The organism is Marixanthomonas ophiurae (assembly GCF_003413745.1).
GTDB lineage: Bacteria > Bacteroidota > Bacteroidia > Flavobacteriales > Flavobacteriaceae > Marixanthomonas > Marixanthomonas ophiurae.
In genome coordinates, this window is sequence record NZ_QVID01000001.1 from 1,095,601 (window position 1) to 1,119,144 (window position 23,544).

General features: G+C 37.4%; 28 protein-coding genes. 24 read left to right on the forward strand and 4 right to left on the reverse strand.

What is annotated here, in order from left to right; all coding sequences use genetic code 11:
• The 16 genes from DZ858_RS04995 to DZ858_RS05065 all read left to right on the forward strand — a co-directional run bounded on the left by DZ858_RS04995 (position 1) and on the right by DZ858_RS05065 (position 13,997).
• On the forward strand, positions 1-1,260 hold the full coding sequence (locus DZ858_RS04995; protein ID WP_117159525.1) for an efflux RND transporter periplasmic adaptor subunit: 1,260 nt from the start codon (positions 1-3) through the stop codon (positions 1,258-1,260).
• 196 nt (positions 1,261-1,456) lie between these two features.
• Entirely contained in the window at positions 1,457-1,795 is a 339-nt protein-coding gene (locus tag DZ858_RS05000) for a P-II family nitrogen regulator (RefSeq protein ID WP_026775392.1), read from the forward strand.
• A 16-nt stretch (positions 1,796-1,811) separates the two neighbouring features.
• Positions 1,812-2,234: a Fur family transcriptional regulator gene (locus tag DZ858_RS05005; RefSeq protein ID WP_110355855.1), complete on the forward strand. Its 423-nt coding sequence runs from the start codon at positions 1,812-1,814 to the stop codon at positions 2,232-2,234.
• Positions 2,235-2,278: 44 nt separating this feature from the next.
• Complete coding sequence (locus DZ858_RS05010) at positions 2,279-2,626, forward strand: SpoIIAA family protein (protein WP_110355856.1); 348 nt, start codon at positions 2,279-2,281, stop codon at positions 2,624-2,626.
• 9 nt (positions 2,627-2,635) lie between these two features.
• The gene (locus DZ858_RS05015; RefSeq protein WP_117158424.1) at positions 2,636-5,143 is read left to right on the forward strand and encodes a heavy metal translocating P-type ATPase; all 2,508 of its coding nucleotides are present in this window, start codon (positions 2,636-2,638) and stop codon (positions 5,141-5,143) included.
• Between the two features lie 36 nt (positions 5,144-5,179).
• Complete coding sequence (locus tag DZ858_RS05020; protein ID WP_117158425.1) at positions 5,180-5,614, forward strand: Fur family transcriptional regulator; 435 nt, start codon at positions 5,180-5,182, stop codon at positions 5,612-5,614.
• 80 nt (positions 5,615-5,694) lie between these two features.
• Complete coding sequence (locus DZ858_RS05025; RefSeq protein ID WP_117158427.1) at positions 5,695-7,011, forward strand: APC family permease; 1,317 nt, start codon at positions 5,695-5,697, stop codon at positions 7,009-7,011.
• Positions 7,012-7,020: 9 nt separating this feature from the next.
• Positions 7,021-7,197, forward strand: coding sequence for a hypothetical protein (locus DZ858_RS15205; RefSeq protein ID WP_168926319.1), 177 nt, complete (start codon positions 7,021-7,023; stop codon positions 7,195-7,197).
• 23 nt (positions 7,198-7,220) lie between these two features.
• Positions 7,221-7,580 (forward strand): SpoIIAA family protein, encoded by a 360-nt coding sequence (locus DZ858_RS05030; RefSeq protein WP_026775382.1) that lies wholly within the window; start codon positions 7,221-7,223, stop codon positions 7,578-7,580.
• A 24-nt stretch (positions 7,581-7,604) separates the two neighbouring features.
• Positions 7,605-7,856, forward strand: a complete 252-nt coding sequence (locus tag DZ858_RS05035; protein WP_117158429.1) for a hypothetical protein — start codon at positions 7,605-7,607, stop codon at positions 7,854-7,856.
• A gap of 181 nt (positions 7,857-8,037) precedes the next feature.
• Positions 8,038-8,580 (forward strand): hypothetical protein, encoded by a 543-nt coding sequence (locus DZ858_RS05040; protein ID WP_117159526.1) that lies wholly within the window; start codon positions 8,038-8,040, stop codon positions 8,578-8,580.
• 32 nt (positions 8,581-8,612) lie between these two features.
• The gene (locus tag DZ858_RS05045) at positions 8,613-10,571 is read left to right on the forward strand and encodes a heavy metal translocating P-type ATPase (protein ID WP_117158431.1); all 1,959 of its coding nucleotides are present in this window, start codon (positions 8,613-8,615) and stop codon (positions 10,569-10,571) included.
• A gap of 612 nt (positions 10,572-11,183) precedes the next feature.
• On the forward strand, positions 11,184-12,035 hold the full coding sequence (locus DZ858_RS05050) for an RteC domain-containing protein (RefSeq protein WP_117158433.1): 852 nt from the start codon (positions 11,184-11,186) through the stop codon (positions 12,033-12,035).
• A gap of 275 nt (positions 12,036-12,310) precedes the next feature.
• Entirely contained in the window at positions 12,311-12,595 is a 285-nt protein-coding gene (locus DZ858_RS05055; RefSeq protein WP_076547100.1) for a helix-turn-helix domain-containing protein, read from the forward strand.
• Positions 12,596-12,598: 3 nt separating this feature from the next.
• Complete coding sequence (locus tag DZ858_RS05060; RefSeq protein WP_076547099.1) at positions 12,599-13,351, forward strand: hypothetical protein; 753 nt, start codon at positions 12,599-12,601, stop codon at positions 13,349-13,351.
• Positions 13,335-13,997 carry a DEAD/DEAH box helicase family protein gene (locus DZ858_RS05065; RefSeq protein WP_076547098.1) on the forward strand — a complete coding sequence of 221 codons (663 nt, stop codon included), beginning with the start codon at positions 13,335-13,337 and terminating at the stop codon, positions 13,995-13,997. Before DZ858_RS05060 ends, DZ858_RS05065 begins: the two co-directional genes overlap by 17 nt.
• Positions 13,998-14,061: 64 nt before the next feature.
• Here DZ858_RS05065 and DZ858_RS15280 read toward each other — a convergent pair whose 3' ends face one another.
• The 4 genes from DZ858_RS15280 to DZ858_RS05085 all read right to left on the reverse strand — a co-directional run bounded on the left by DZ858_RS15280 (position 14,062) and on the right by DZ858_RS05085 (position 16,122).
• Positions 14,062-14,268, reverse strand: a complete 207-nt coding sequence (locus tag DZ858_RS15280; RefSeq protein ID WP_076547097.1) for a GDCCVxC domain-containing (seleno)protein — start codon at positions 14,266-14,268, stop codon at positions 14,062-14,064.
• Positions 14,268-14,873: a mercuric transport protein MerTP gene (gene merTP / locus DZ858_RS05075; protein WP_076547096.1), complete on the reverse strand. Its 606-nt coding sequence runs from the start codon at positions 14,871-14,873 to the stop codon at positions 14,268-14,270. The genes DZ858_RS15280 and merTP overlap by 1 nt, the downstream gene beginning before the upstream one ends.
• Positions 14,874-14,883: 10 nt before the next feature.
• Positions 14,884-15,255 carry an ArsR/SmtB family transcription factor gene (locus tag DZ858_RS05080; RefSeq protein WP_076547095.1) on the reverse strand — a complete coding sequence of 124 codons (372 nt, stop codon included), beginning with the start codon at positions 15,253-15,255 and terminating at the stop codon, positions 14,884-14,886.
• Positions 15,256-15,492: 237 nt separating this feature from the next.
• The gene (locus DZ858_RS05085) at positions 15,493-16,122 is read right to left on the reverse strand and encodes an N-acetylmuramoyl-L-alanine amidase family protein (RefSeq protein WP_076547094.1); all 630 of its coding nucleotides are present in this window, start codon (positions 16,120-16,122) and stop codon (positions 15,493-15,495) included.
• 189 nt (positions 16,123-16,311) lie between these two features.
• Between DZ858_RS05085 and DZ858_RS05090 the strand changes: the two genes are divergently transcribed.
• The 8 genes from DZ858_RS05090 to DZ858_RS05135 all read left to right on the forward strand — a co-directional run bounded on the left by DZ858_RS05090 (position 16,312) and on the right by DZ858_RS05135 (position 23,542).
• Positions 16,312-16,599, forward strand: a complete 288-nt coding sequence (locus DZ858_RS05090) for a hypothetical protein (RefSeq protein WP_031428457.1) — start codon at positions 16,312-16,314, stop codon at positions 16,597-16,599.
• A 270-nt stretch (positions 16,600-16,869) separates the two neighbouring features.
• On the forward strand, positions 16,870-19,272 hold the full coding sequence (locus DZ858_RS05100; protein WP_076547092.1) for a TraG family conjugative transposon ATPase: 2,403 nt from the start codon (positions 16,870-16,872) through the stop codon (positions 19,270-19,272).
• Positions 19,273-19,276: 4 nt separating this feature from the next.
• The gene (locus DZ858_RS05110) at positions 19,277-19,858 is read left to right on the forward strand and encodes a conjugal transfer protein (RefSeq protein ID WP_076547091.1); all 582 of its coding nucleotides are present in this window, start codon (positions 19,277-19,279) and stop codon (positions 19,856-19,858) included.
• Between the two features lie 2 nt (positions 19,859-19,860).
• Positions 19,861-20,703 (forward strand): hypothetical protein, encoded by an 843-nt coding sequence (locus DZ858_RS05115; RefSeq protein ID WP_076547090.1) that lies wholly within the window; start codon positions 19,861-19,863, stop codon positions 20,701-20,703.
• Positions 20,704-20,723: 20 nt separating this feature from the next.
• On the forward strand, positions 20,724-21,338 hold the full coding sequence (locus tag DZ858_RS05120) for a conjugal transfer protein TraK (protein WP_076547089.1): 615 nt from the start codon (positions 20,724-20,726) through the stop codon (positions 21,336-21,338).
• Positions 21,339-21,369: 31 nt separating this feature from the next.
• Positions 21,370-22,299 carry a conjugative transposon protein TraM gene (gene traM / locus DZ858_RS05125; RefSeq protein ID WP_076547088.1) on the forward strand — a complete coding sequence of 310 codons (930 nt, stop codon included), beginning with the start codon at positions 21,370-21,372 and terminating at the stop codon, positions 22,297-22,299.
• A gap of 31 nt (positions 22,300-22,330) precedes the next feature.
• Entirely contained in the window at positions 22,331-23,164 is an 834-nt protein-coding gene (locus DZ858_RS05130; protein ID WP_076547087.1) for a DUF4138 domain-containing protein, read from the forward strand.
• Positions 23,165-23,170: 6 nt separating this feature from the next.
• Positions 23,171-23,542 carry a hypothetical protein gene (locus DZ858_RS05135; protein ID WP_076547086.1) on the forward strand — a complete coding sequence of 124 codons (372 nt, stop codon included), beginning with the start codon at positions 23,171-23,173 and terminating at the stop codon, positions 23,540-23,542.
• The last annotated feature ends 2 nt before the right edge of the window (positions 23,543-23,544 follow it).

Sequence of the window (23,544 nt, forward strand, 5' to 3'; positions counted from 1 at the left end):
ATGAAGAATATACTATTAGTAAGTACCGTATTATTTGCACTTATGTTTATAAGTTGTAACGATGCCCAAAAATCTGAACTTGGGCATAACGAAGCTGAAGGCGTATCAAAAACCAATGAAGCCAAAGAGGATGCGCACGGCGAAGAAGGTCACGATGAAGGAGAGGAAGAAGGTGGACACAGCGAGGAAGAAGGCGTTGTCGAACTTACAAAACAACAGGCCGAAACCATCGGTTTGGAAATGAAACCTTTGGAGGAACGGAATTTAGGGAACAACATTAAAGTAACAGGTACGTTGGAGCTTTTCCCACAGGACAAGGCGAACATCAGTCCGTTTGTTGGTGGAAATGTGAGTTCCATAAAAGTAATACCCGGAGATAACGTAAGCAAAGGACAGGTGTTGGCATATATAGAACACCCTGATATCATTGCAATGCAACAAGATTATCAGGAAAAAAATGATGAATTGGTCTTTTTGAAACAGGATTTTGAGCGCAAGCAGACTCTTTATGATAAAGGTGTTTCTTCTGGCAAGGAATTTCAAATGGCACAGTCAAAATTTCGTTCTACAACATCCAGCGTCAATGGTTTGCGGTCCCAATTGAGACTGTTGAGCATTAACCCGGACAAAGTGGCGGAAGGACAGATATATTCCGCTGTTCCCATTACCTCGCCTATAAGTGGGTATGTGGATGAAGTAATGATTAGCCTTGGCGATTACGTGGCACAACAATCCAAAATGTTCTCGATAAGCGACAACTCAAAAATTTATGTCAACTTCAAAGTATATGAGAAGGACATAAAGCAAATCAAGCAAGGGCAACAGATATATTTTTCCACGGCCTCTCGTCCAGATGAACTGCTTAAAGCAACCGTTCGGTCTGTTGGTAAAACCTTCAATACAGACCCAAAAGCTTTGGAAGTTCTGGCAGATATTGAAAACAAGGATAAAAACCTATTGCCGGGTATGTATGTGGAAGGGCGCATAGTGCAGGGCGAGAAAAAGGGTTTTGCCGTACCGGAAGCTGCCATTATAAAAGAAGGCGAGCAATCCTTCATTTTCATTTTGGATGAAGATGAAGAAATGGAAGCGGGCAAAATGAAATTCAAAATGATACCCGTAACGGTCGGTATTACTGATTTAGGCTTTGTTGAAGTCAATCTTCCTGCCGAAGTTTCAAAGGATGCCAAAGTCGTGATAAACGGAGCTTATAACCTGTCTTCGGAAATGGTCAAGGGCGAACTGGAACACGGACATTAATTCAATAACAATCAAAGATTTTGATTCCGAGTTTGTTTATCGTCTTAATTAATTAGTTAAAAATTAAAAAACAGGCTCGGTTCAAAATCGATTAAAAATTTAAAAATATGAAATGAGCTATAACAATGTGGATACCAACCACAATGTTGATTGGGGAATTACATATGACCATTAAAAAACAAATAAATATCAACAGATGAAAGAAATAAAAGCATTTATAAAACCAAACCGAATCCAAAGAGTCATTGAAGCACTTTCTGACAATGGATTTGAAAGTATGACCCTTTCACAAGCAGAAGGCACGGGCGCATTCAAGGCAAAAGGTGCAAGACCGTCGCTAGATTTTCACGTAACAGATAGTCCTGTGGTAAAATTGGAATTGGTCTGTCAAAATGAGGAAGCCCAAGCGGCCATTGAAACAATTATAGCCAACGCCAAAACCGACGGGCCTGGAGATGGTATTATTTATATAGCAAATATTGAAGATGCCTTTCAGATTAAAACAGGAGATTCCTTAAAACGGCACGACCTGTAAATCTCTTTTTAAACAAATGGAAAAAATAGTTCAATTTTTAGAAAGCAAAGGGATACGACCTACGGCTATGCGCCTTATGACTTATAAACGTTTGGTGGAATTAAAGGTAGCCATCAGTCTTGGCGATTTGGAAAAGGATTTTAAGGTCAGTGAAAGAAGCACCCTATTTAGGACTATGAAAGCGTTTGAAGAAAAAGGTATTGTGCATCAAATCGAGGATGGAACAGGAGTCATAAAATACGCCCTTTGCGAAGAAAATTGTGAGTGCGAGGTCGGCAACGACCTTCATTTGCACTTTCATTGCAACAATTGTAATGAAACTGTCTGTTTAACAGAGCATAAAATCCCTCATATCAACTTACCTGATGGCTATATTACCGAGGATATCAACTTGGTGGTAAAGGGCATTTGCGAAAAATGCAGTGGCAATTTGGATTAAACGTTTGGTTTTTAAATTTAATTATCATTTATAAATAATTAGCAATGATAACAATCTATAAAAAAGAGGCTACTGTATATATGGTGGCAGAGAAAAAGCTGGATGCCAAGGATTATGAAAACTTGATACCAGTCTTAACCGAGCATATAACTGTTCATCCCGAAGTTTTCTGGTACATCGAGATGGAAAATTTTGAAGGTTGGACGGCAGAGGCACATTGGAAGGGAATTGAATTAAACCTTCCGAATGAAAAGCATTTAAAGCGTGTTGCTTTGGTGGGTAGCGTTAAATGGCAGGAGCAATTTACCGAGGTATTGCTTCCTTTTTCAGAAGCTCATATAAAATTTTATAAGACCGAAGAAAAAGACGATGCCAAAGAGTGGATAAAATAAAAATAAAAAATGGAAAAACTACAACTAAAAATACCGGTCATCCTTCCGCAAGTTCCTAACGAAAAAGATTCTTGTGTTGAAAGGCTTATTCAAAAACTACAAGCTAAAGAGGGCATCGAAAAAGTGCACATTGCCGATGCAAACGGAGATGATGTGCCGCAGCTCTGTTTTCATTATGACCCAGATATCATTTCCATTGACCGCATTCAATCCCTCGCCGAAAGTACTGGTGCCGAGATTACCGAAAAATACGGGCATTTGCTCATTGAAGTTAAAGGAATCAGACACACAAGGCAGGCTCGTTCCATAGAGAAAAGCCTTTTGACAATCAATGGAGTTTTGGAAGTTTCCGTTTCAGGCTCTGGAATGGTACGACTTGAATTTGATAAAAAGCAAACAAATTTTGATGAAATAAGTAAACAAATTGAAAAAGAAAACCTTCAGATTCAGCGGAGTGCTTCAAACGAAAATGATTACACCAAAGCATCCAAAAAACAGGAGCGTTCAAAGAAGGAAGATACTAAAGAACAAACTTCCACAGAGGGCGAGACCCACGATGAAGGAGAAGAGCACGCCCACGGTGGTATTTTCGGTAAAAATACGGAGCTCATTTTTTCCATTATCTGTGGGGCACTTCTCGGAATAGGTTTCGGGCTTTCCTATGTAGAATCCATCCCAGATTGGGTCAGTCTTACTTTATATATTGGTGCTTACTTTTTCGGTGGTTTCTTTACGGCCAAGGAAGCAGTACAGACCGTCGCCAAAGGCGGTTTTGAAATTGACTTCTTAATGCTTGTTGCAGCCATTGGGGCAGCCATTTTGGGAGAATGGGCAGAAGGTGCCTTGTTGCTGTTCCTGTTTAGTTTGGGTCACGCCCTTGAACATTATGCAATGGAAAAGGCCCGAAAGTCCATTGCGGCACTGGCAGATTTAGCACCAAAAACGGCATTGCTCAAAAAAGATGGCAAGACCGAAGAAGTTGGAATTGAGGAATTGAGTATTGGCGATATTATAGTGGTCAAGCCCAATAGTAAAATATCCGCAGATGGCGTCGTGGTCAATGGAAAAAGCAGCGTCAACCAGGCACCTATTACCGGGGAAAGTGTACCCGTGGACAAAATTCCCGTGGAAGATACGAGCAGGGACTATTCCGCAGATGATGATATAAATGATGAAAACCGCGTGTTCGCCGGAACTATCAACGGTAATAACACGCTGGAAATAAAGGTAATCAAAGAAGCCAAAGACTCTACGCTGTCCCGACTGGTCAAATTGGTCAACGAGGCACAGACCCAGAAATCCCCAACCCAACTGTTGACCGACAAGTTTGAAAAATACTTTGTACCATCCGTACTGATATTGGTGGGTATCCTACTCTTTGCCTTTTTGGTCATCGACGAGCCATTTAGTGCCAGCTTTTATAGGGCGATGGCGGTATTGGTCGCAGCAAGTCCCTGTGCATTGGCCATTTCAACACCAAGCGCCGTATTGAGCGGTGTGGCACGGGCAGCACGGGGCGGTGTACTTATTAAAGGTGGGCGACCTCTGGAAGACTTGGGCGAATTGACCGCCCTTGCTTTTGACAAAACAGGCACGCTTACCGAAGGAAAGCCTAAACTTACCCAAGTTGTTCCACTTGGGGATATAGAAGAAAATGAACTTATAAAAATAGCCGTAGCTGTTGAAAATTTGAGCGACCACCCTTTGGCAAAAGCCGTTGTAAGGGATGGAAAAGAACGTCTGGAAGGCACTTCAATACCCGATGCGACCGATTTGGAAGCTGTTCTTGGAAAAGGTATCAAAGCTTCTTTGGGCAAGGATAAAATCTATATTGGAAACCTTGACTTGTACGAAGACCTCGATGAAGCAAAACCATCCGAAGAAATATCGAATAAAGTAAAAGAACTTGAAGGTGGTGGAAATACCACAATGCTCATAAGAAGGAACAAAGAATATATCGGTATCATCGCCCTGATGGATACCCCACGGGAAGCGGCCAAGGAAACACTGAAAAAATTAAAGGAAATCGGCATCAAACGGATGATAATGCTAACCGGGGATAATCAAAAGGTTGCCGATGCCGTTGCTAAAGAAATTGGGTTGACCGATGCCTGGGGAAGCCTGTTGCCAGAGGAAAAGGTTGATGCCATTAAAAAATTAAAAGAACAGGAATCCAAAGTCGCAATGGTAGGCGACGGTGTGAACGATGCCCCTGCAATGGCAAACAGCACCGTAGGAATCGCAATGGGTGCTGCGGGCAGTGATGTAGCATTGGAAACAGCTGACATTGCCCTAATGGCCGATAAACTGGAAACCCTGCCCTTTGCCATAGGTTTGAGCAGGAAGGCAAAAACCATTATTAAGCAAAACCTTTGGGTAAGCCTCGGTATTGTGGCATTGCTCATACCATCGACCATTATGGGTTGGGCCAATATCGGTATTGCAGTGGTCATCCACGAAGGCTCAACGTTACTTGTGGTTTTTAATGCGTTAAGGCTTTTGGCTTATAAAAAATAAATTTAATAAAAAAGGGTTGCTTTTGAAAAGGTTAAAATGACCAAAACGGAAAAGATACTATCATATCACGGGATTCGACCTACTAAAATGAGGTCGAAGATATACAAGTTCCTAAAAAGGAAACAAAGTGCCGTGTCCTTTTCCGATTTGAAAAAGGCCTTTGTTCAAAAGAGCGAAACCAATAAAACAGCAAACAGAACGACCTTTTATCGCAATCTCAAGATTTTTGAGGATAAAGGGTTGATTCATCAGATTAATGATGGTGTCGGGGTGTCAAAATATGCGATTTCTGATGAAAATGCCAGAGATAAATACGGTACAGATTTACATATGCACTTTCATTGTACCGAATGCAGAAAAACAATCTGTTTACCAAATAAAATATCGGAAGAAAGCCTGCCAGAAGATTATGAAGTGAACGATGTGAACCTTGTATTGAAAGGAATATGTGAAAAATGCAGGAAAAAATGACAGGTGGGAGTACTTGAACCTTGAACCCTTGCGCCCAATAGTCCAGTTCAGGTTTCTTCCACCCTCTTTAACTAAAAAATATGGCAGAATTAAAAAAATCATTGGGAACACTTCGACTCACTTTTTATGGCGTTGGGACAATTGTTGGCGCAGGAATCTATACCGTAATCGGTGCAGCTGCTGGACAAGCGGGCACAGACCTTTGGTTGAGTTTTATTTTTGCAGCAATTGCGGCTAGTGTCTCTGCAATGTCCTATGCAGAGTTGTCCTCTACCTATCCCAATGCTGGTGCGGAATTTATTTTTGTACGCAAGGCATTTCCAAAAATTGATATTCCGTCTTTTCTCACGGGTTGGACGATTGCGTTTCATAGTTCGGCCACCATTGCAGCCGTGTTACTTGCCTTTTCGGGGTATTTCAATACGTTTTTTAATATGCCCTCTCTTCTAATAAGTTATGGCATTTTATTGGTGTTGTCATTAATTAGTATTACAGGCATCACAAAATCGTCGACAGCAAATATTATTATGGTCAGCATTCAACTTTTGGGATTGTTATTATTGATAGTATTTGGACTTTTGGAAACTGGTCCACCCAAAGCAGAATTTTTTAAAGTTGAATCGATTTCTGGAACTTTGGCGGCCACAGCTACACTGTTCTTTATCTATACTGGTTTTGAACATATGGCAGCTTTGGGTTCGGAAGTTAAGAACCCAGGGAAAACAATTCCCCGCGCATTTTTAATGACTATGGTAATAACTACAATAATTTATTTATTTATTGCTTTTACGGTTTTGAATATTGCAGACCCTTCCGCTTTGGCAAACGTGGATTCGCCACTTTCTCTTGCGGCATCCAATCTCAACAGTTGGTTGCCTTTGGTATTGGCTATCGCTGCACTTTTTGCTACGGCTAATGCTGCTTTTAGTGGTATCATATCCATAAGTAGGTTGCTTTTTGGAATGGCCAGTGTGGGAGAACTTCCAAAGTTTATGACCAAAACCAATGCACAGAAAGTACCGTGGGTTACTACCATTGTAGTTATGGCAGCAGTTGCGGGATTTTTATTGTTGGGCGATATTAAGATTGTAGCGGGTATGTCTTCTTTAGGCGCTTTACTTGTTTTTGTTTCCGTAAATGTCGCACTTATCGTGCTTCGGTTTAAAGCACCAGAGCAAGAACGACCATTTAAAGTTCCTTTGGCTATAGGACGAGTGCCGATTTTACCCATTTTGGCGATACTTATAAGTCTATCATTGATAATCCAATTTAATTGGCAGGTTTATGCAGCGTTCGTAGGTGCTGTTATCGTGGGTATTGTGCTTGATTATTTTTTGGACAAAAAGTCAAAAGATGAAATAGACCCTGAAAAAGAAAAGGAACTTTTTAACCATTAAAATGAAGCTATGGACTGGACGTTTGAAGATTTTAAAACTGACCTAGATACCTTAAATCCTATTGTACGAGAAAAAGCCCTGTCCATAGCAAAAGAACTAATTGAAAAAAAAGATATTTCAGCAAAAGAAGCTTTATCAGAAGGCATCATAAGGGCGGAAGAATGGTTTTACGATTTAGAAGGATAATTATTAATTAAAAACTATATAAAATGTTACAGATAATCGAATTAAAAGAAAAAAATATTGTTGCAACAAAAGCTTCGGGCAAATTGAGAAAAGAAGATATAGAAAAAATCCACCCACTTATCCACGCCATACTGGACAAGGGAATGAAAGTCCGTTGGTATTTTGAGATGGAAAACTTTACAGGTTGGGATTTACCTGGTTTATGGGAAGACCTGAAAATGGACACAGCCCACGCCACGGACTATGAAAAGATTGCTATGGTTGGAGATAAAAAATGGCAGAATTGGATAACCCAATTTATGAAGCCTTTTACGAACGCCGAAATTAAGTATTTCAATATAGACCAAAAGGAAGATGCCAAAAATTGGATTGAGAGCCAGTAAGCTTACTTCCGTAAAAGACAGACGATGAATAAAAAAAGCATTCTTATTACCATTTTAATTGGGTTTGCCATAGGTGTTTTTATCCTTCAACCTTTGGGGATAACAATTTTCACGTTTAGCAGCCAGAATTACGAAATCAATTGGTGGCAATATTTAATAAATAATTTCATTGAAATTTTGAATATCAATGGGAATCAAATTTTTGAGAATATTCTGTTTGGATTATTAGGTGCCAGTGTTGCGCTGATGTATTCGGTAACAGAGAAAAGGATATAGATAATAAGTAGCGGTAACTGGTTATGTGAAAGAGTGAAATTTTTTATTTAAAATAAATTAAGTGAAAACTTAATTAATAGCAGGCAGCTTTTATGATGCTTCTTAAAGCAAAATGATTAATAGCATTAAAAGCAAAAGTAGAAGCTGCTTTTTTTTTGTTATAAAATTAAAGATGGATATTATGAATGTTAAACATTGTATTTTAATAATCTTGTTGGTTAGTTATTATAAAGTAAACGCCCAAAAAATTTATACAACTGAAGAAGGTCATATTATGATGATGACTTTGGTTGATGATAAAGCCGTCAAGGCAGAAAGCCATAAATTGGCCTTATATCTTGATTATGATTCCAAAGTGGTTAATGGTGTACTCGACCTTAAGACTTTATCAACAGATATTCCTGAAATCAATACCATTTTACAACAGCAGGAAGCCCCTTTGATGCTTCGGTTCACGGGCACTATTCCATCACAGGATTTTTTATCAAAACGGCACGACCCTATCAACTTTAATTGGTTGATAGATGTTACTTATCAAGGAAAATCTTTTAAATCACAATTTAAAGCAACCCTTACCCATATAGAAGAAGGAGTAAGTATGTCCTGCCTGATAAGTGCAACCGGACAATTATTGGTTTCAAATACTGGTTTGGATTCCTTAATAGAGGGTATCGATGATACCATAGAGGTGCAGTTTGCCCAAATGGTGTTGAGATTGGAATAACCATAGATTTAAATGAAATTATAATCGAATTAATGAAAAAAAAGAAATTGAATTTAAGAGATTTGAACAAAACTTCATCAGATACTCACAAGCGCAATGATGGCCGCAACCATAGCAGTTCAGAAAACATAGAGAAATTCAAAACCTATTTGCCAGCAATTTTCAGCTTTGTAATGCTGATTATTGGTATTGCGGTGGATTATTTTGACGTAGCATTTTTTAAAGATTGGATACGTATCGTCTGGTATGCAGTCGCATACCTTCCAGTAGGTTTTCCTGTAATAAAGGAAGGTTGGAAAAGCATCAAAAATGGCGATTTTTTTACCGAGTTTTTATTGATGTCCATCGCAACCATAGGTGCATTCGCCATTGGCGAATATCCCGAAGGTGTGGCAGTAATGTTGTTTTATGCTGTAGGCGAATTGTTCCAAAGTGCCGCCGTTAAAAAAGCCAAGGGAAGCATCAAGGCATTATTGGATGTACGACCTAATGAAGCCTTGGTCTATAGGAACAACAATTATGTGTCTGTAAATCCCGAAATTGTTCAAATTGGCGAAAAAGTACAAGTTCGTGTAGGCGAAAAAATCCCTTTGGATGGTGTTTTATTGTCCGAAAAAGGCTCATTCAATACAGCAGCCTTAACAGGCGAAAGCAAACCTGATACCATTGCAAAAGGAGAAAAAGTTTTTGCAGGAAGCATCAATTTGGATGGCGTTATTGAAATCGAGACTACCAAAGAATTTAAGGATAGTTCCATTGCAAGAATTCTTGATATGGTGCAAAACGCCACAGCACGGAAATCAAAAACCGAATTGTTCATTAGAAAGTTCGCAAGAATCTATACACCAATCGTTGTCTTTCTCGCGATTGGATTAACGTTTATACCCTACTTTTTTGTGGACGATTATGTCTTTAGCGATTGGTTGTACAGAGCATTGATTTTCTTGGTTATTTCCTGTCCGTGTGCTTTGGTTATCTCTATTCCGTTGGGCTATTTTGGTGGATTGGGAGCAGCTTCAAAAAACGGGATTTTGTTCAAAGGCGCATCTTATTTGGATGAAATGACAAAGGTTAATACCGTTGTTATGGACAAAACAGGAACCGTGACCAAAGGTGTTTTTAAAATCAAAGAAATAAAAGCCATTGGTTGGAAAGAACCTGAATTTATGAAATACCTAATGGCGATGGAAGAACAATCCACTCATCCCATTGCCAAGGCAATTATGGAATATAAAGCCGATGGCGAAGATTTTCAAGCTACCAAAGTAACTGAAATAGCAGGAAAAGGCTTAAAAGGAACAGTAAACGGCAAAACCGTATTGGTTGGGAATAAAGCATTGATGATTTCAAACAATATCGAAGTTCTATCTGAAACCGACAGCATTGTAGAATCTATCGTGATGGTTTCCATTGAAGGCAAATTTGCAGGCTATGTAATCATTGCAGATGAGTTAAAGGATGATGCACACGAAGCCATTAAACAAATTCGGGAATCTGGTATTTCAAAAATCATAATGCTTTCGGGCGATAAGGATTCCATTACGCAACAAGTCGCAAAAGAAATGGGCATTGATACCGCAAAAGGCGGATTGTTGCCAGAAGATAAATTGAACGAAGTCGAAAAGCTGATGTCCGAAAATGACGGAAGAGTAGCCTTTATTGGAGACGGTATAAACGATGCACCAGTATTGGCAGCAAGTGATGTAGGTATTGCAATGGGTGGTTTAGGTAGCGATGTCGCCATTGAGACCGCAGATGTTATAATACAAACAGACCAACCGAGCAAAATTGCAAAAGCTATTAAAATAGGTCGTTCAACCAGAAGTATTGTATATCAAAATATTGCGCTTGCTTTTGGAGTAAAAGCTGTGGTACTTGTTTTGGGTGCTGGCGGTCTGGCGACAATGTGGGAAGCTGTATTTGCGGATGTGGGAGTGGCTTTGTTGGCTATTTTAAACGCTGTGCGATTGCAGAAGATGAAATGGAAATAATCAAAAACGATGTATCAAAAACAGAGAAATAAAAGAAATAAGAAAGTTAAAAAATCATCGAATAACAAAATCACAAAAAAAGATAAGTTCAATGGGATTCTTGCAATAATCTTTGTGGTAATAGCTGCATTACTATTATACTATTTTGTACTAAAAGGGAATATTCATAAGCATTGATTAAGTGCGAGAATTTAATGTTCCAAGTGGTTTGTGGGATTACAGCATATAAAGTGGAAGTGATTGGTTGGTTGGTTCATAGCAAAAATGATATTCTATGTTAGAAAATAGACGAGATAGACGAAAAAAAAAAGACAATAAAGTACCAGCTGTAAAAAATAGCATTACCAAAAAAGATAAAATAATTTGGATTGGTATTCTAATCGTTGTTATCCTGTTAATCTGCTTTGTACTGTTCTTGCAGTTCCTAAAGTATTTTATATCTGTTTAAGTGATTAATAAAAATTAAAGAAAATATTTAGCATAGCTATAAAATATGCAAGAGTTGTGAAGGATAAATTGACTGGTTTTAACTTTCCCAATTTAACGTTACTTATAATTTTGAATGCAACGTTTTTGCAAAATATGAAACGGTAATAATGATACCGAAAATAAATGACAACAAATTACGACGACATATTAAAAAAATTAGACTCTGAATTAAATGTTCTTGAAATAGAAGAAGAAGATATTTTAGTGAGAGCTGAAAAAGGGATTAAACTTGCAAAGCAAACCCTTAAGAAAGTTAGAAGTATCATAGTTGACTATGAATTTAAAACCAAATCAGAGGAAATACATTTCTTTAAATGTACTAAACCGAAAATTTATAGCAAACTCATCTATTATGTAAAACTATTTAATATTGAAGGTAAAAGACCGAGGGGAAGTAATAAATCTCAAGTAAAATATTTGAACAATTATATTGAAAAACTTCAAACTTATTTTAACGACAATCTCGATTTTTACCATTATTACCGTAGGGAAGCAACTGTATTTGATGAACAATATTTTTTGAGAGGCAAGGCAGATATTCGGTTATTCCCGGATTCATTTCACTTTTTTGTAGATGAACAATTTGCAACAAGCCACGATAGTACCGTAGCCACAATTTTAGCCTACGACCTTTTGATTGTACACTTAAAACGGGAAATTGATAAATTGGAAAATAATGGAAATTATGCAAGTTTAAGATTGTTACAAAGTAAAACCAAAATTACCTGGACAGCCCACAAAATATATTTAATTGAACTGATATACGCTTTGCACAGCACAGATGTCATAAATAATGGTACTGTTGACATTAAAGATATTGCCTATTTTGTTGAAAAAACGTTTAAAGTGGACTTGGGCGATTATTACAGAGCTTTTCTGGAAATACGAATGCGTAAAAATGGTAGAACCAAATTTTTGGATATACTGAAAAAGCAGTTGACCAAAAGGATGGATGATACTGATAACATAAAATAAAACACCCAAGATGCTTCAACTTGGGTGTTTCTCGTTTTGAGGGAAAAATCATTTTTTTTGGTGGTTTTTAGATGTGGTATTTTTTGGGAAAGTACCAAAACCCTCTATTGTATTACATTGAAAATGAGAGAGAAAAAATACCCAAGTAGCCGCATCTTGTGAATAAAATCCATCAAACTATCTCAATTTTGTAGAACGAAAGTCAAATCAGGTCAGAGGCTATCAAATTACTTGACAGCGATGCGATAGTCTCTTACTATTAAAACCGTTCTATTATGCCGACATCAATAATTACTACAGACGACCTTCGGGAATTCAAAATGGAATTGCTCGATGACATCAAAAACCTTCTTTCCAAGCAAGCTACTGGAAAACTGAAGAAATATCTTAAATCTTCCGAGGTTATGGATTTACTACAAGTAAGTCCAGGAACACTTCAAAATCTGCGTATCAATGGTACGTTGCCCTACACAAAAGTTGGCGGAATCATTTACTATGATGCAGAGGAAATCCAAAATGTGATGAACGCCAACCGCGTTCAACACAGCATAAATTCTTAAGCGATGAACTATATAAAGCTACTCAATGCGGCTTTTTCAACGTTCTATTTTGATGACCGCCTCAATCCCACGCACATAACCCTGTATATGGCATTATTTCAAGAATGGAATAGTAGCCGATTTGCGGACGAATTTTATGTGAACCGCAGAGATTTAATGAGGGCTGCCAAAATTGGTTCTAAATCAACCTATCACAGATGCGTTACGGATTTGGACTCTTGGAATTATCTATCATACTTCCCTTCCAACAATCCTTACAAAGGCAGTAAAATCAAGATGGCCATAATTGGGACAAGTGATGAGCCTGATGTGGGACGGTACAGTCCCATATTAGAACAACTTGCGGGACACTACCATCCCAGAAATGAACCAGTAGTGTACCAACACCATACCACAAATGGACAAGTAATGGACTCGCACCGTCCCGTGAGTGGACAAGCATTGGTATCTACTATAAACAATACCAAACAAGTAAACAATATAAAACAACCAAAGGGCAGGCAGGCCGTTTTTATTTTTTTTGAAGAAAAAGGTTTTGATGCTGATGAAGGAAAAAAATTCTTCGACCACTACGAATCGAACGATTGGAAAACAAGCGACGGAAAACCGATACGAGATTGGCAAGCTTTGGCTAAAAACTGGATGGACAGAACTGAATTATTCAATGAGGAAAACAAACCAAACACAAAGCAACCGTCCCATATTAAGGACAACTTGCGTACCACTAAAAACAAAGATTATGGACAACCCCTCTAAAATTACCGAAGGTGGCGTGGAATATTCGCTTGGAAAGTTTGATGGTAAAAGCGTGTTATACGATTTTGATAAAATCCTGATTTATTTGGATGCAAAGGGAAAGTTGCTCTTTGGCAAACAATTTAGAATCTATGATGAGGACACGGTTATCATCCGCAAACTATGTCACTATTTCATCAAGGACAAAGAAAATTGCCTGAAAGATGATATCGACACTAACAAGGGTATTCTTCTATCCGGGCCTGTGGGATGTGGAAAGACCACTTTGATGAAACTATTGCGATATATCGTGCCAATGCAACGACCTTATGAAATGATTCCGTGCAGGAATGTTGCTTTTAGCTTTAACCATCTAGGCTTTAAAACCATTGAGGATTATGGCAGCACCAAATTCTACTGCTTTGATGATTTAGGCATTGAACCTGCAGGACGATTCTATGGTAAAGATTTGAATGTGATGGGCGAAGTATTACTTTCCCGATACGAACTTTACCTTGAGACCAAACACAAAGTCAAAACCCACGCTACTACAAACCTAAATGCTGAAGAACTGGAAGAACGGTATGGAAACCGTGTTCGTAGTAGAATGCGCGAACTGTTTAATTTGATTGCTTTTGATACAAAAGCTGGGGATAAGCGGAAGTAAATTTTAGAATACTATTTTTCAAATTGGCGCTTGTTTAATGGATGGTCATTTAAAACCTATTTACTTAACAACAACTGTTGTTTTCTTGAATTGGTGGACAAGAAACTGTCCCATAACTGCAATAAACACAGCAATCCCCTTCATTTGGTTTTAGAACCGTTTTACAATTCTCACATTCGTAGAAAAACTGACAAGCTTTTGTTGGCATATCCTCTACTTTTTTATGTCCGCAGTTTGGGCAGGTAATTTCTGATTTTAATTGGACTTCCATTAGTTTTCTTCTTTGTAGGTTACTTTATAGCCTGTAGAATTAATTGCTTTTTCTATATCCTCTTTAGTAGTTTTCGAATTATCGAATTCTACTTTTGCGTTAGCTTTTTCATAGGAAGCATTTACATTTACAATACCCTCTAATTCATTAACAGCGTGCGTAATGTGTTGTTCGCAAGAAGCACAAGTCATCCCTTTTACATCAAAATTTACCGTTTGAATATTGGATTGATTCACTATAACCACTTCTTTTTTATTAACTGGATAAAAAATATGAGAGTAGTATGGAAAGCTTATTGAGATAGCCGCAAATAATGTAATTCCTATTAAAAACCCTTTAGTTTGAAACCACTTTGGCTTTGCATCTATTTCACAGCAATCATCTGCTTTTTTAGGTTTTAGATAATCATACCACGCATAACCAATTGCTATGATAGCGACACCAATTAAATAGGGTCTAAAAGGTTCCATCCAAGATAAAGCGGATGCACTCCCTCCAATTCCAGCAATTAATGCAATAACTGGTGGTATGCAACAAGATGACGCTGCTATTGCAGCAAACAAACCTGTATATGCTACATTTTTTGATGTTTTTTCTGTACTCATAATTAAAAATTTATGCTGTTTTTCTTTCTAATTTGATTGACTTAAATATACTATTCAGAATATCCGTCTCATCCTCATTCAATGAATAGTATAAGGTTTGCCCTTCTCTCCTTGAGCTTATAATACCTGCATCTTTCATTTTTCGTATATGCTGAGAAACGGCAGGAACACTCATACCTAAAATATCAGCTAAATCACAAGGGCATAATTCTTTTTCCATATTTAAAAGAAATAGAACTTTTAAGCGCACTTCATTACCTGAAATAGATAGTAGTTTCGATATTTTGTCGAAACCATTAGCCATACCATCAATGGTAGTTCTACAGTTTAGTAATTGCTTATGGTCAGCCTCAGCTCTTGTACAGGATATTTCTAATTTCATATTAATGCTTTAGACGAGCAAAGGTAAAAGTAATTACTTATTTAAGCAAATACTTAAATATTAAATTATATTCTGCTCTAACTTTTAGTTGGTTGTCTTAAATAAGATAGCGGGTGTTATGCGGAAATAATCTAATTTCTGAAAGACTTATATAAGAAAATCACTTCAGAAATAAATTGGATTACAATCGCTTTTAAACTCTTTGTTAATTCTAAAAATAGGTCTTTCATAATAGTATTAGTTTTGTATAGATAACAAAATGGCTGTGGCAATCAATTGGATATTGTTAGAATTTGAAATATAGTTGCCTTCATCTTTATTACTCAAAAACCCTAATTCTATAAGTACAGAAGTGCAAACATCAACCGTTTCTCGAAGTACCTGAAAATTTGCAAACTTGACACCTCTACTTTCATATCCCAATTCTTTATTAAGTGCGGCTTGCACTTGAAAAGCAAACCAAGTAGAATCATCTGAATATTTGGATTCTGCATTTGTCACGTAAACTTCAACACCCCTAGCATTCGGATTATCCGAATGATTGCAATGCAACGACAAAAATAAATCAGCTTTTAGAGCTTTGGCAAGTTTGGTTCTATCTGATAGTGAAATAAGTGTATCGCTGTACCTGGTCAAATAAATATCCAAAGGCTTATCCAACTTGTTATTTAGCTTCAAAATCGCACTTGCAATATTGAGTACAACATCTTTTTCTAGGATGCCATTTACACCTATCGCACCAGAATCTTTTCCACCGTGTCCAACGTCAATTAGTATTCTTTTTTGAATGGCTGTTTCCTGTCCAAAAATGATACACATTTTCAAGAGCAAAATCATAAAACTGACGTTTTTGAGCACTTTTTTCATTTTCAATTTTAGGGTTATTAACAATTCAACTTCCAAAAGTCATAGAATTTGATATCAAATAATAACAAAGGAATTCAAACAAAATCAAATAATATTTTGTTCACAAATATTTGATTATCAGGTATTTGTAAATAAATATATGTAAATTTCCAATAACGAAAACAACACAAAAATTTAAACTGTTACGTTATGAAAAAATCAATCTATTTGGCAACTTTTTTGTCGTTGCTCTCAACATCACTTTTTGCACAAATTGGGGGAATCGAAGATTCGGTCGATGATGTTTCCAACACCATCCGAACCATTTTTCCAATCATATTAGGGGTCATTTTCCTCATCGGTTTCCTGTTTAATGCAGGGCATTTCTTTGGGGAAAATGCTGACCTAAAAAAGGGTATTACCAGAGTACTTGTATTTGTTTTGATAGCTGGCGCAGTAGTCGGCATCTTCACTTACCTAATTGGAATCGTTGTATAATGAAGCGGTTCGAGGTCTATAAAAACATTAGGAAACGGGCAGTCATTTTTGGCTTCCCCATTTCCCTGTTTGCCTTAATGATAGTTTCCATATTGGCCTCATTGCTCATAGTAATTTTCTCTTTCAGCTTCGTGATGATTATAGGTATTCTCGTTTTTAACGCTGCGCTCTATGTGGCTTTGACAAGAATTAGCCACAACCCACAGATTTTTCAAACAGCCAACGCTTTTCCAAAAATTATAAGTAACAAAAGAAATTCAGGTTTTAACTATGAATAAGATTAACCTTTCGGCATATCAGCCCATCGTAGATATTCAGGACAATATCGTCTTTGCCAATAATGGCAATGTGGTCTTGTGCTATACAGGGAATCTACCTGAAATTTATTCGCTTTCCGAAAAGGACTTTGAAGATATGCACGGTGCTTGGTTTCAGGCTTTGAAATCGCTGCCTGTGGGAACTGTGGTTCATAAACAGGATATATACCTGAAGAAATCCTATTCTTCTGAACAGCTTCCGAATAAAACATTTTTAGAAAAAGCAACGCACGAGCATTTTAAAGGTCGTGGACATATTGAGCACAAGTGCTATTTGTTTTTCATCTTGACCAAAAACAAAGCGCTCAACAATTCAAAATATGTCAATCCCTTTAGAAAAATTTCAAAGGGAATTGTACAGGAACTGGACGATAACATTAAGAGTTTTGTAAACTCTGTAAGCGATTCTGTTTCCTTTATCAATAATAGCCGAAAGATGGCATTCCTTCCGCTTAAAGCGGAAGGGATTCAGAAACTCACAAATGGCTATTTCAATGGCTTCAACGAAGGCTTCGATACCGACATTCTATTAGATAAGAAAAGCGTCAATATTGGCGAAAACCATTTTGATGCCCTTGCCATCAATAGCGAACTGTGCTTTGGCGAAAGTGTACAGAGTAGCAAAACCAATGAGAAATTCACATCTGACGATTTTGTGTTTCATCAAGGGTTTATTGATGGCTTAGGGCTTACGCTTAACGAAAACCACATTGTCAATCAGATTTTATATCTCGACGACAAACAAAAGTGGCGCAAGCTGCTCGACAAGAAAGTCGAGGAACTTAACAAGAGTTCCAATTTCGGTTCACAGAACAAAGTGGTTTTGGGGAAAATCCAACATATTCTTGACCAAATCAATGCCGATGACAATGCACGGATTATTCGTGGTCATCTCAATATTGTGTATTGGTCTAAAGAAGCCAAAGACCTAGACAAAATAACTTCAAAAATTAAAACTGAATTTAAGGAACTGGATATTATTCCATACTATCCGAGAGGCGAAGAGCGCAAGAATTATATATTAAACAGTTACTGCTGTTTTTCGTCCAATTTCTCGAACAACGATTTATATGTTACCGATTTAAAACACGCATTATGCCTATTCATCAATAATACCAATTACAAATCTGATACTACCGGAATCATCTTCAATGATAGAGAGCATAATATTCCTGTTCTAAAAGATGTTTGGGACGAGCGAAAAAAACGTATCAAGGCTCGGAATTTTGCCATTTTCGCACCAACGGGCGAGGGTAAATCCTTTTTAGCCAATAATATTTTACGCCAATACTTTGAAAGTGGTGTTCGTCTGGTCATTATCGACTTGGGTGGCTCGTACACTAAATTTGCCAAACTATATCCTGAAAAATATACGGTACTTCGGTACGAAAGTGGAAAAAATCTTGGCATCAATCCTTTTTATATAAGTGATACAAATGATCTGACACCTGAACGATTGGAAGATTTGTCTGTTTTCCTTTTTGAGCTGTTCGCTTCAGATTTAAAGGTTACTAAAGCACAGTCGGTTTCAGTCAAAAAAATATTGCGTCATTATTACAATAGCATTTCAGAAAATCATTCGCTCGAAGGATTTTACAATTTTATAGAAAGGAATCAAGAGGATCTTCTTGACACCCTAAAAATCCATCCCGACTACTTCAACGTTACCAGCTTTTTGCACGTAATGTCCGAATATGTCGGCGATGGTCTATATAGTTTTCTGTTTGAAGTGAGTGAAGACCAAACCTATAAAATAGAGGACAAACGTTTGATTGTTTTTGAACTCGATGAAGTCAAAGACAATAAGGAAATCCTGTCCGTAATGTTGAAGCTGATTAAGTCAGCCATCCAAAGAACCATTTGGAAAAATAGGGCTGAAAAAGGTATCATCCTATTTGACGAGTTTGCCAAGCAACTGAAGTTCGAGAACGTTCTTGAAAGCGTAGAATTCTATTATCAAGCCATCCGTAAACAGAACGGTGCTATTGGTATCATTCTTCAATCCATCAATCAACTTCCCAACAATTCAACATCTGCAAGCATCCTTGAAAATACACAGGTCATTTACAGCCTTAACAACGAAAAAGGCTATGCCGAATTGGTCAAACGCCTTAATCTTTCAAGCCACGATTTAAACCAATTAAAGTCCATCAAAAACAACCTTTCCGGGCCACGGAAGTACACCGAAATGTTCATTAAAATCGGTAGGGAAAGTAACATCTTCCGTCTTGAAGTTCCGAAGGAAGTCTATGCGGCTTACTTAACCGACGGACAGGAAAACGAAGAAATAATAAAGCTCTACAACGAGCATCACGATATGGAAAAAGCAATAATTCAATTCACATCTAAAACATAACATTATGAAGACAAAATTCAAAATTTTAGTAATGACAGTAGCATTGACCTTATTTATGTCGGGCAACGCTACTGCCCAAGGAATGCCCACTTATGACAATACCAATTTTATCAGCTTGGTAAAACAACTGATTGAATCGGGTAAACAGACTGCTCAAATGATTAAGTCTGTAAAATTCTTAAAAGATGCAAAAGAGGCCATCGAAAAGGTTTCAAATGTGGTTCAGCAACTTAGAGCAGTTCAAGAAATTGCAGACAACAATCAACGCCTTATTCAGGTAATGCAAAATGATTTACAGGACATTTTAAACTCGCCTTATATAAAGCCAGATGAAGTAAGCAGGGTTATGGAATCGTTTGATGCTATAGTTCAAAATTCATTGGACACGGTAGATTTTATTGATGAAGTTCTATCAAGCGACTATCTAAAAATGAGCGATGCAGAGCGTGCCGCAATTTTGAAAGAAAAAGAACTGGAATCAAAGCAAATGGTTTCTACCATCACTACAAAAACGAAACGCTATCGTGATATCATTTCATTCAGAAAAATGCAGGATAAAGTAAATAACCGCGAAACAGGATATTAAAAATGACCGCAACCATACTTTTAGGAATTGGATTGGAATATATCGATACGGTATTTCAGACCATTCAGAACAGTAGCTTCTCGCAATATACTATTGCCGGAATGAAAACGCTTGCTGTCCTGTTCTTTCTGGTCAACATCCTTAAAAAGTACAATGAAGGTATTGCGGACAAAGACGGGTACACTTGGGGATTGAGTCCTGGTGAACTGGCAAAGAATTTTGCTATTGTTATTCTGGTCATATTCTCAACGCAGGTATTAGGGTTTTTCGATGGAATTTTAGTGGCCATCGAAAGTCAATATCGAGGGACTGCACCTGCATTATTGCCATTACAGATGCAGGATATTCCGTTAGAGGAAGATGTAAGTCTTTTTGATGCTGCGAGTTCAGCAATGACGCTTTTGTATGAGGCCTTGGTAACACCCTTATATGGGTTCAAGATATTAGCTTTCATTTTAAGTACAATACTCTGGATATTGGATTTGTTCATCTATCCGCTATTCTTGGCAGAGCGTTTTTTCCTTTTGGGGATAATGCAAGCGTTCTTCCCTTTGGTCATTAGCCTTGCAGTATTTGAAAAATTCCGTTCACTTGCTTATACATTCTTCAAGTTGTATGCTGCTGTATATATGTTAGTGCCGGCATTCTTTTTAGTCAATGTATTTGTTAACGCTATTTATACGGAAATCAACACCAATTTTTGGGTTAACTTATTTGGTACCGATACAGGTCAAGGCTTTTTTGCGCCTGTGGTTCAATTAGGTTCTGTTGCATTTATTGTTTTCCTGAAATTCAAATTGTACAAACGAGCAACGTCCTTTACACTCCGATTGTTTACTGCCTAAGGCAGATTAAAAATAAGAATATGAAAACACCATACAAGAATATTTATAACGTCCTAAAATTGAATCGGTTTATCGTTTTGGCAGTTGTTGTCTGTGCCTTACTGTCCAGTACCTTTTCAGTTTGGATGGTATTCAATACAAATCAAAAAGCGCTCAATAGTGCTTTTGCCATCAATACAGATGGCAGTATAATTCCCCTGAAGCTCGTAACTCAAAAAGAGAATTTTAGAGTCGAAGCTCTGGCACATTTAGAACTGTTCCACAACTACTTCTATAACATCGATGCCAGTAACTATGAAAGGAATTTGGAAAAAGCACTTTGGTTAGGCAATAGTTCTGTGGACAATCTTTACCGCCAGAAAAAAGCCGATGGTGTTTACAACAGGTTGCTTCAGTATTCATTGGTTCAAAAAGTATTGAGTATTGACTCAAGGATAAACGAAAATAATGGCTCGTATAGTTTTACAACCACCACCATTTTTGAAATTAACAGAGGTTCAATAATTGACACCTACGAACTGTTTTCAACTGGAAACCTGATTATGGTTGACCGAAACTTTCCCAACAATCCGCACGGACTTCTAATTACAAATTACTTCGAAAACACTTTAAAAAAACTGAATGATGATAGTTGAGCCGAAAATCGGCATTTAAAAAACCAAGATTATGAAAGTAGAAAAGAACAAAATAGTATTTGCAGCAGTATTGGCGGTGATTTTCATATTCCTTATTTCCTATTCCGTAATGGTAATGGGCGATGATGATAGCGAGAACGAAAGCCTACAACAAACATTAATTCCCGATTTAGAGGAAAACCAAAAAGAGTACGATTCTAAACTGGATGCCATCAATGATTTAAAGGAAGTGCGTGAAAATAACGCACCCAGCATCTATGATGAAAAGCTTATAGACTCGTTGGGCTTTTACGACCCAGATTTGCCCGAACGTGAAAAAGAACGTATTGTGGATAGTATTTACGATGCTGGCAAAATTCGATATTCTGAAAAACGCTATCAAAATCTGGGACAGAGAAAAGTTGCTCAAAAAAGCACAAAACAAATCGATTCATCAGAAATCAAACGAGAACAAAAAATTGAAGCCAAAGAATTAGGCTTAGAACATCAATTGTTCTTTGCCGCATCGCCAAAACCCAACGAGTTTTCAATCATCGGTAATACTGATGAAACAATTTACGTAGTAGTAGATGGCGACCAAATAGTCAAAGCGAATACCAGATTACGAATGCGCCTTACCAAACCTGCAATAATAAATGGTAAGCAGATGCCGAATAACACACCAATTTTTGGGTTTATCAGCTTTCAGCCCAATCGAGCTTTAATTGAAATTGAAAATATAAAGCACCATCCTACTAAACTCAAAGCATTCGATTTGTCAGATGGTAGTGAGGGCATTTATGTCGAGAACAATTTTCGAGCTGAAGCCACCACCGAAGTCTTGGACGATATTATTGGCGATATCAACATTCCCACCGTACCACAAGTTGGTGGTATATCCAAAGTACTCAGACGTAACAACCGAAACGTAAAAGTTACGGTATTGAATAATTATAAATTAATTCTAAAACCTAAATTATGAGCCCATAATGGGCATTTAAAAACACACTCTTATGAAAAAGTATATCATAATTTCCACTCTTGTTTTAAGTTTCGCTTTCGCGAAAGCGCAAACAACTACAGTCCTCGATACCATATATGCCAACGACACCAAAAACGTTGCATTATTCTTCCCTGAACCTATTCGGCAAGGTATAACCGGTTCAGATAATTTTGTTTTTACCTACAACCGTGAAAAAGAACAGTATTTTGGACTTCTTCAAGCAAAGCCTGGCAAAGAAAGTAATCTACTGGTAGTCAATAGAAATGGTTCAATTTTTTCGTATATTGTAAGATATAAAAAACAGCTATCTAAGCTCAATTATTTCATTCCGTTATCTAATAGTATAGGGAATGAGAAACCGATTAAGGTCGATTCGATTCTTGCTGAATCCTCTGAAGAACGTGTAGATAATAGAACGTATTACTACCAAAAATTCTGCTCGTATCTTCTTAACAGAAACCAGCGTATAGGTCGAATTAAAAAGCGAAATGAAGGTATCGTTTTGAGTGTTGAGAATATTGTTTTTGATAAGAAAGAACTCTACTTCGTTATCCAGATTGAGAATAATTCTACTTTGGATTACGATTTGAATTTCTTGAACCTTTCGATTGAAACAAGACAAAAAGGGAAAAGAAAATCGTTACAACGCCTGTATCAAGAACCAACGTACAAACACAATCTGCCTTCAAAAATTGCAAAAAGTGAGACGGTTCGCTTCGTTTATGTATTGCCCAAATTTTCATTATCTAATGACCGTAGGGCGATTTTAGAATTGAACGAGAAAGATGGCGAACGCAATATAGAAATGAAAATATCACATAGATATATCAATAACCCAAATTAAAATATTATGAAAAAAATTATTGTTTTCTCACTCGTACTGTTGTTCCTTTCTTGTGCCGATTCTGATACTAAAGTTTCTGGGCCAAGTGCTACAGCCCAGATTGTTATTGAAAGCTTTTATGAAAAGGATGAGGAAGCTTTAAAAGCCAACTCAACACCACAGGCATATTCTAATTATATGAATACTATAAATATGTTTAATGCGACGGTAAAGGATGATTCAAACTTTACTGTTTTGCAGGATACCATTATGGGTGATGTGGCTTGGGTAAAATATACGACAGCCTATGATAAGACACCAGGCCTTTTTAAACTGGTTAAGCAAAATGGCAAGTGGCTGGCGGATGCGAGAGGCTCAAAGGACAAATCTCCTTTTTAAAA

Excerpts from the sequence above, each read along its gene's own strand:
- DZ858_RS04995 (WP_117159525.1), top strand. The coding sequence starts at position 1 with ATGAAGAATATACTATTAGTAAGTACCGTATTATTTGCACTTATGTTT.
- DZ858_RS05000 (WP_026775392.1), top strand. The coding sequence starts at position 1,457 with ATGAAAGAAATAAAAGCATTTATAAAACCAAACCGAATCCAAAGAGTC.
- DZ858_RS05005 (WP_110355855.1), top strand. The coding sequence starts at position 1,812 with ATGGAAAAAATAGTTCAATTTTTAGAAAGCAAAGGGATACGACCTACG.
- DZ858_RS05010 (WP_110355856.1), top strand. The coding sequence starts at position 2,279 with ATGATAACAATCTATAAAAAAGAGGCTACTGTATATATGGTGGCAGAG.
- DZ858_RS05015 (WP_117158424.1), top strand. The coding sequence starts at position 2,636 with ATGGAAAAACTACAACTAAAAATACCGGTCATCCTTCCGCAAGTTCCT.
- DZ858_RS05020 (WP_117158425.1), top strand. The coding sequence starts at position 5,180 with ATGACCAAAACGGAAAAGATACTATCATATCACGGGATTCGACCTACT.
- DZ858_RS05025 (WP_117158427.1), top strand. The coding sequence starts at position 5,695 with ATGGCAGAATTAAAAAAATCATTGGGAACACTTCGACTCACTTTTTAT.
- DZ858_RS15205 (WP_168926319.1), top strand. The coding sequence starts at position 7,021 with ATGGACTGGACGTTTGAAGATTTTAAAACTGACCTAGATACCTTAAAT.
- DZ858_RS05030 (WP_026775382.1), top strand. The coding sequence starts at position 7,221 with ATGTTACAGATAATCGAATTAAAAGAAAAAAATATTGTTGCAACAAAA.
- DZ858_RS05035 (WP_117158429.1), top strand. The coding sequence starts at position 7,605 with ATGAATAAAAAAAGCATTCTTATTACCATTTTAATTGGGTTTGCCATA.
- DZ858_RS05040 (WP_117159526.1), top strand. The coding sequence starts at position 8,038 with ATGAATGTTAAACATTGTATTTTAATAATCTTGTTGGTTAGTTATTAT.
- DZ858_RS05045 (WP_117158431.1), top strand. The coding sequence starts at position 8,613 with ATGAAAAAAAAGAAATTGAATTTAAGAGATTTGAACAAAACTTCATCA.
- DZ858_RS05050 (WP_117158433.1), top strand. The coding sequence starts at position 11,184 with ATGACAACAAATTACGACGACATATTAAAAAAATTAGACTCTGAATTA.
- DZ858_RS05055 (WP_076547100.1), top strand. The coding sequence starts at position 12,311 with ATGCCGACATCAATAATTACTACAGACGACCTTCGGGAATTCAAAATG.
- DZ858_RS05060 (WP_076547099.1), top strand. The coding sequence starts at position 12,599 with ATGAACTATATAAAGCTACTCAATGCGGCTTTTTCAACGTTCTATTTT.
- DZ858_RS05065 (WP_076547098.1), top strand. The coding sequence starts at position 13,335 with ATGGACAACCCCTCTAAAATTACCGAAGGTGGCGTGGAATATTCGCTT.
- DZ858_RS15280 (WP_076547097.1), bottom strand. The coding sequence starts at position 14,268 with ATGGAAGTCCAATTAAAATCAGAAATTACCTGCCCAAACTGCGGACAT.
- merTP (WP_076547096.1), bottom strand. The coding sequence starts at position 14,873 with ATGAGTACAGAAAAAACATCAAAAAATGTAGCATATACAGGTTTGTTT.
- DZ858_RS05080 (WP_076547095.1), bottom strand. The coding sequence starts at position 15,255 with ATGAAATTAGAAATATCCTGTACAAGAGCTGAGGCTGACCATAAGCAA.
- DZ858_RS05085 (WP_076547094.1), bottom strand. The coding sequence starts at position 16,122 with ATGAAAAAAGTGCTCAAAAACGTCAGTTTTATGATTTTGCTCTTGAAA.
- DZ858_RS05090 (WP_031428457.1), top strand. The coding sequence starts at position 16,312 with ATGAAAAAATCAATCTATTTGGCAACTTTTTTGTCGTTGCTCTCAACA.
- DZ858_RS05100 (WP_076547092.1), top strand. The coding sequence starts at position 16,870 with ATGAATAAGATTAACCTTTCGGCATATCAGCCCATCGTAGATATTCAG.
- DZ858_RS05110 (WP_076547091.1), top strand. The coding sequence starts at position 19,277 with ATGAAGACAAAATTCAAAATTTTAGTAATGACAGTAGCATTGACCTTA.
- DZ858_RS05115 (WP_076547090.1), top strand. The coding sequence starts at position 19,861 with ATGACCGCAACCATACTTTTAGGAATTGGATTGGAATATATCGATACG.
- DZ858_RS05120 (WP_076547089.1), top strand. The coding sequence starts at position 20,724 with ATGAAAACACCATACAAGAATATTTATAACGTCCTAAAATTGAATCGG.
- traM (WP_076547088.1), top strand. The coding sequence starts at position 21,370 with ATGAAAGTAGAAAAGAACAAAATAGTATTTGCAGCAGTATTGGCGGTG.
- DZ858_RS05130 (WP_076547087.1), top strand. The coding sequence starts at position 22,331 with ATGAAAAAGTATATCATAATTTCCACTCTTGTTTTAAGTTTCGCTTTC.
- DZ858_RS05135 (WP_076547086.1), top strand. The coding sequence starts at position 23,171 with ATGAAAAAAATTATTGTTTTCTCACTCGTACTGTTGTTCCTTTCTTGT.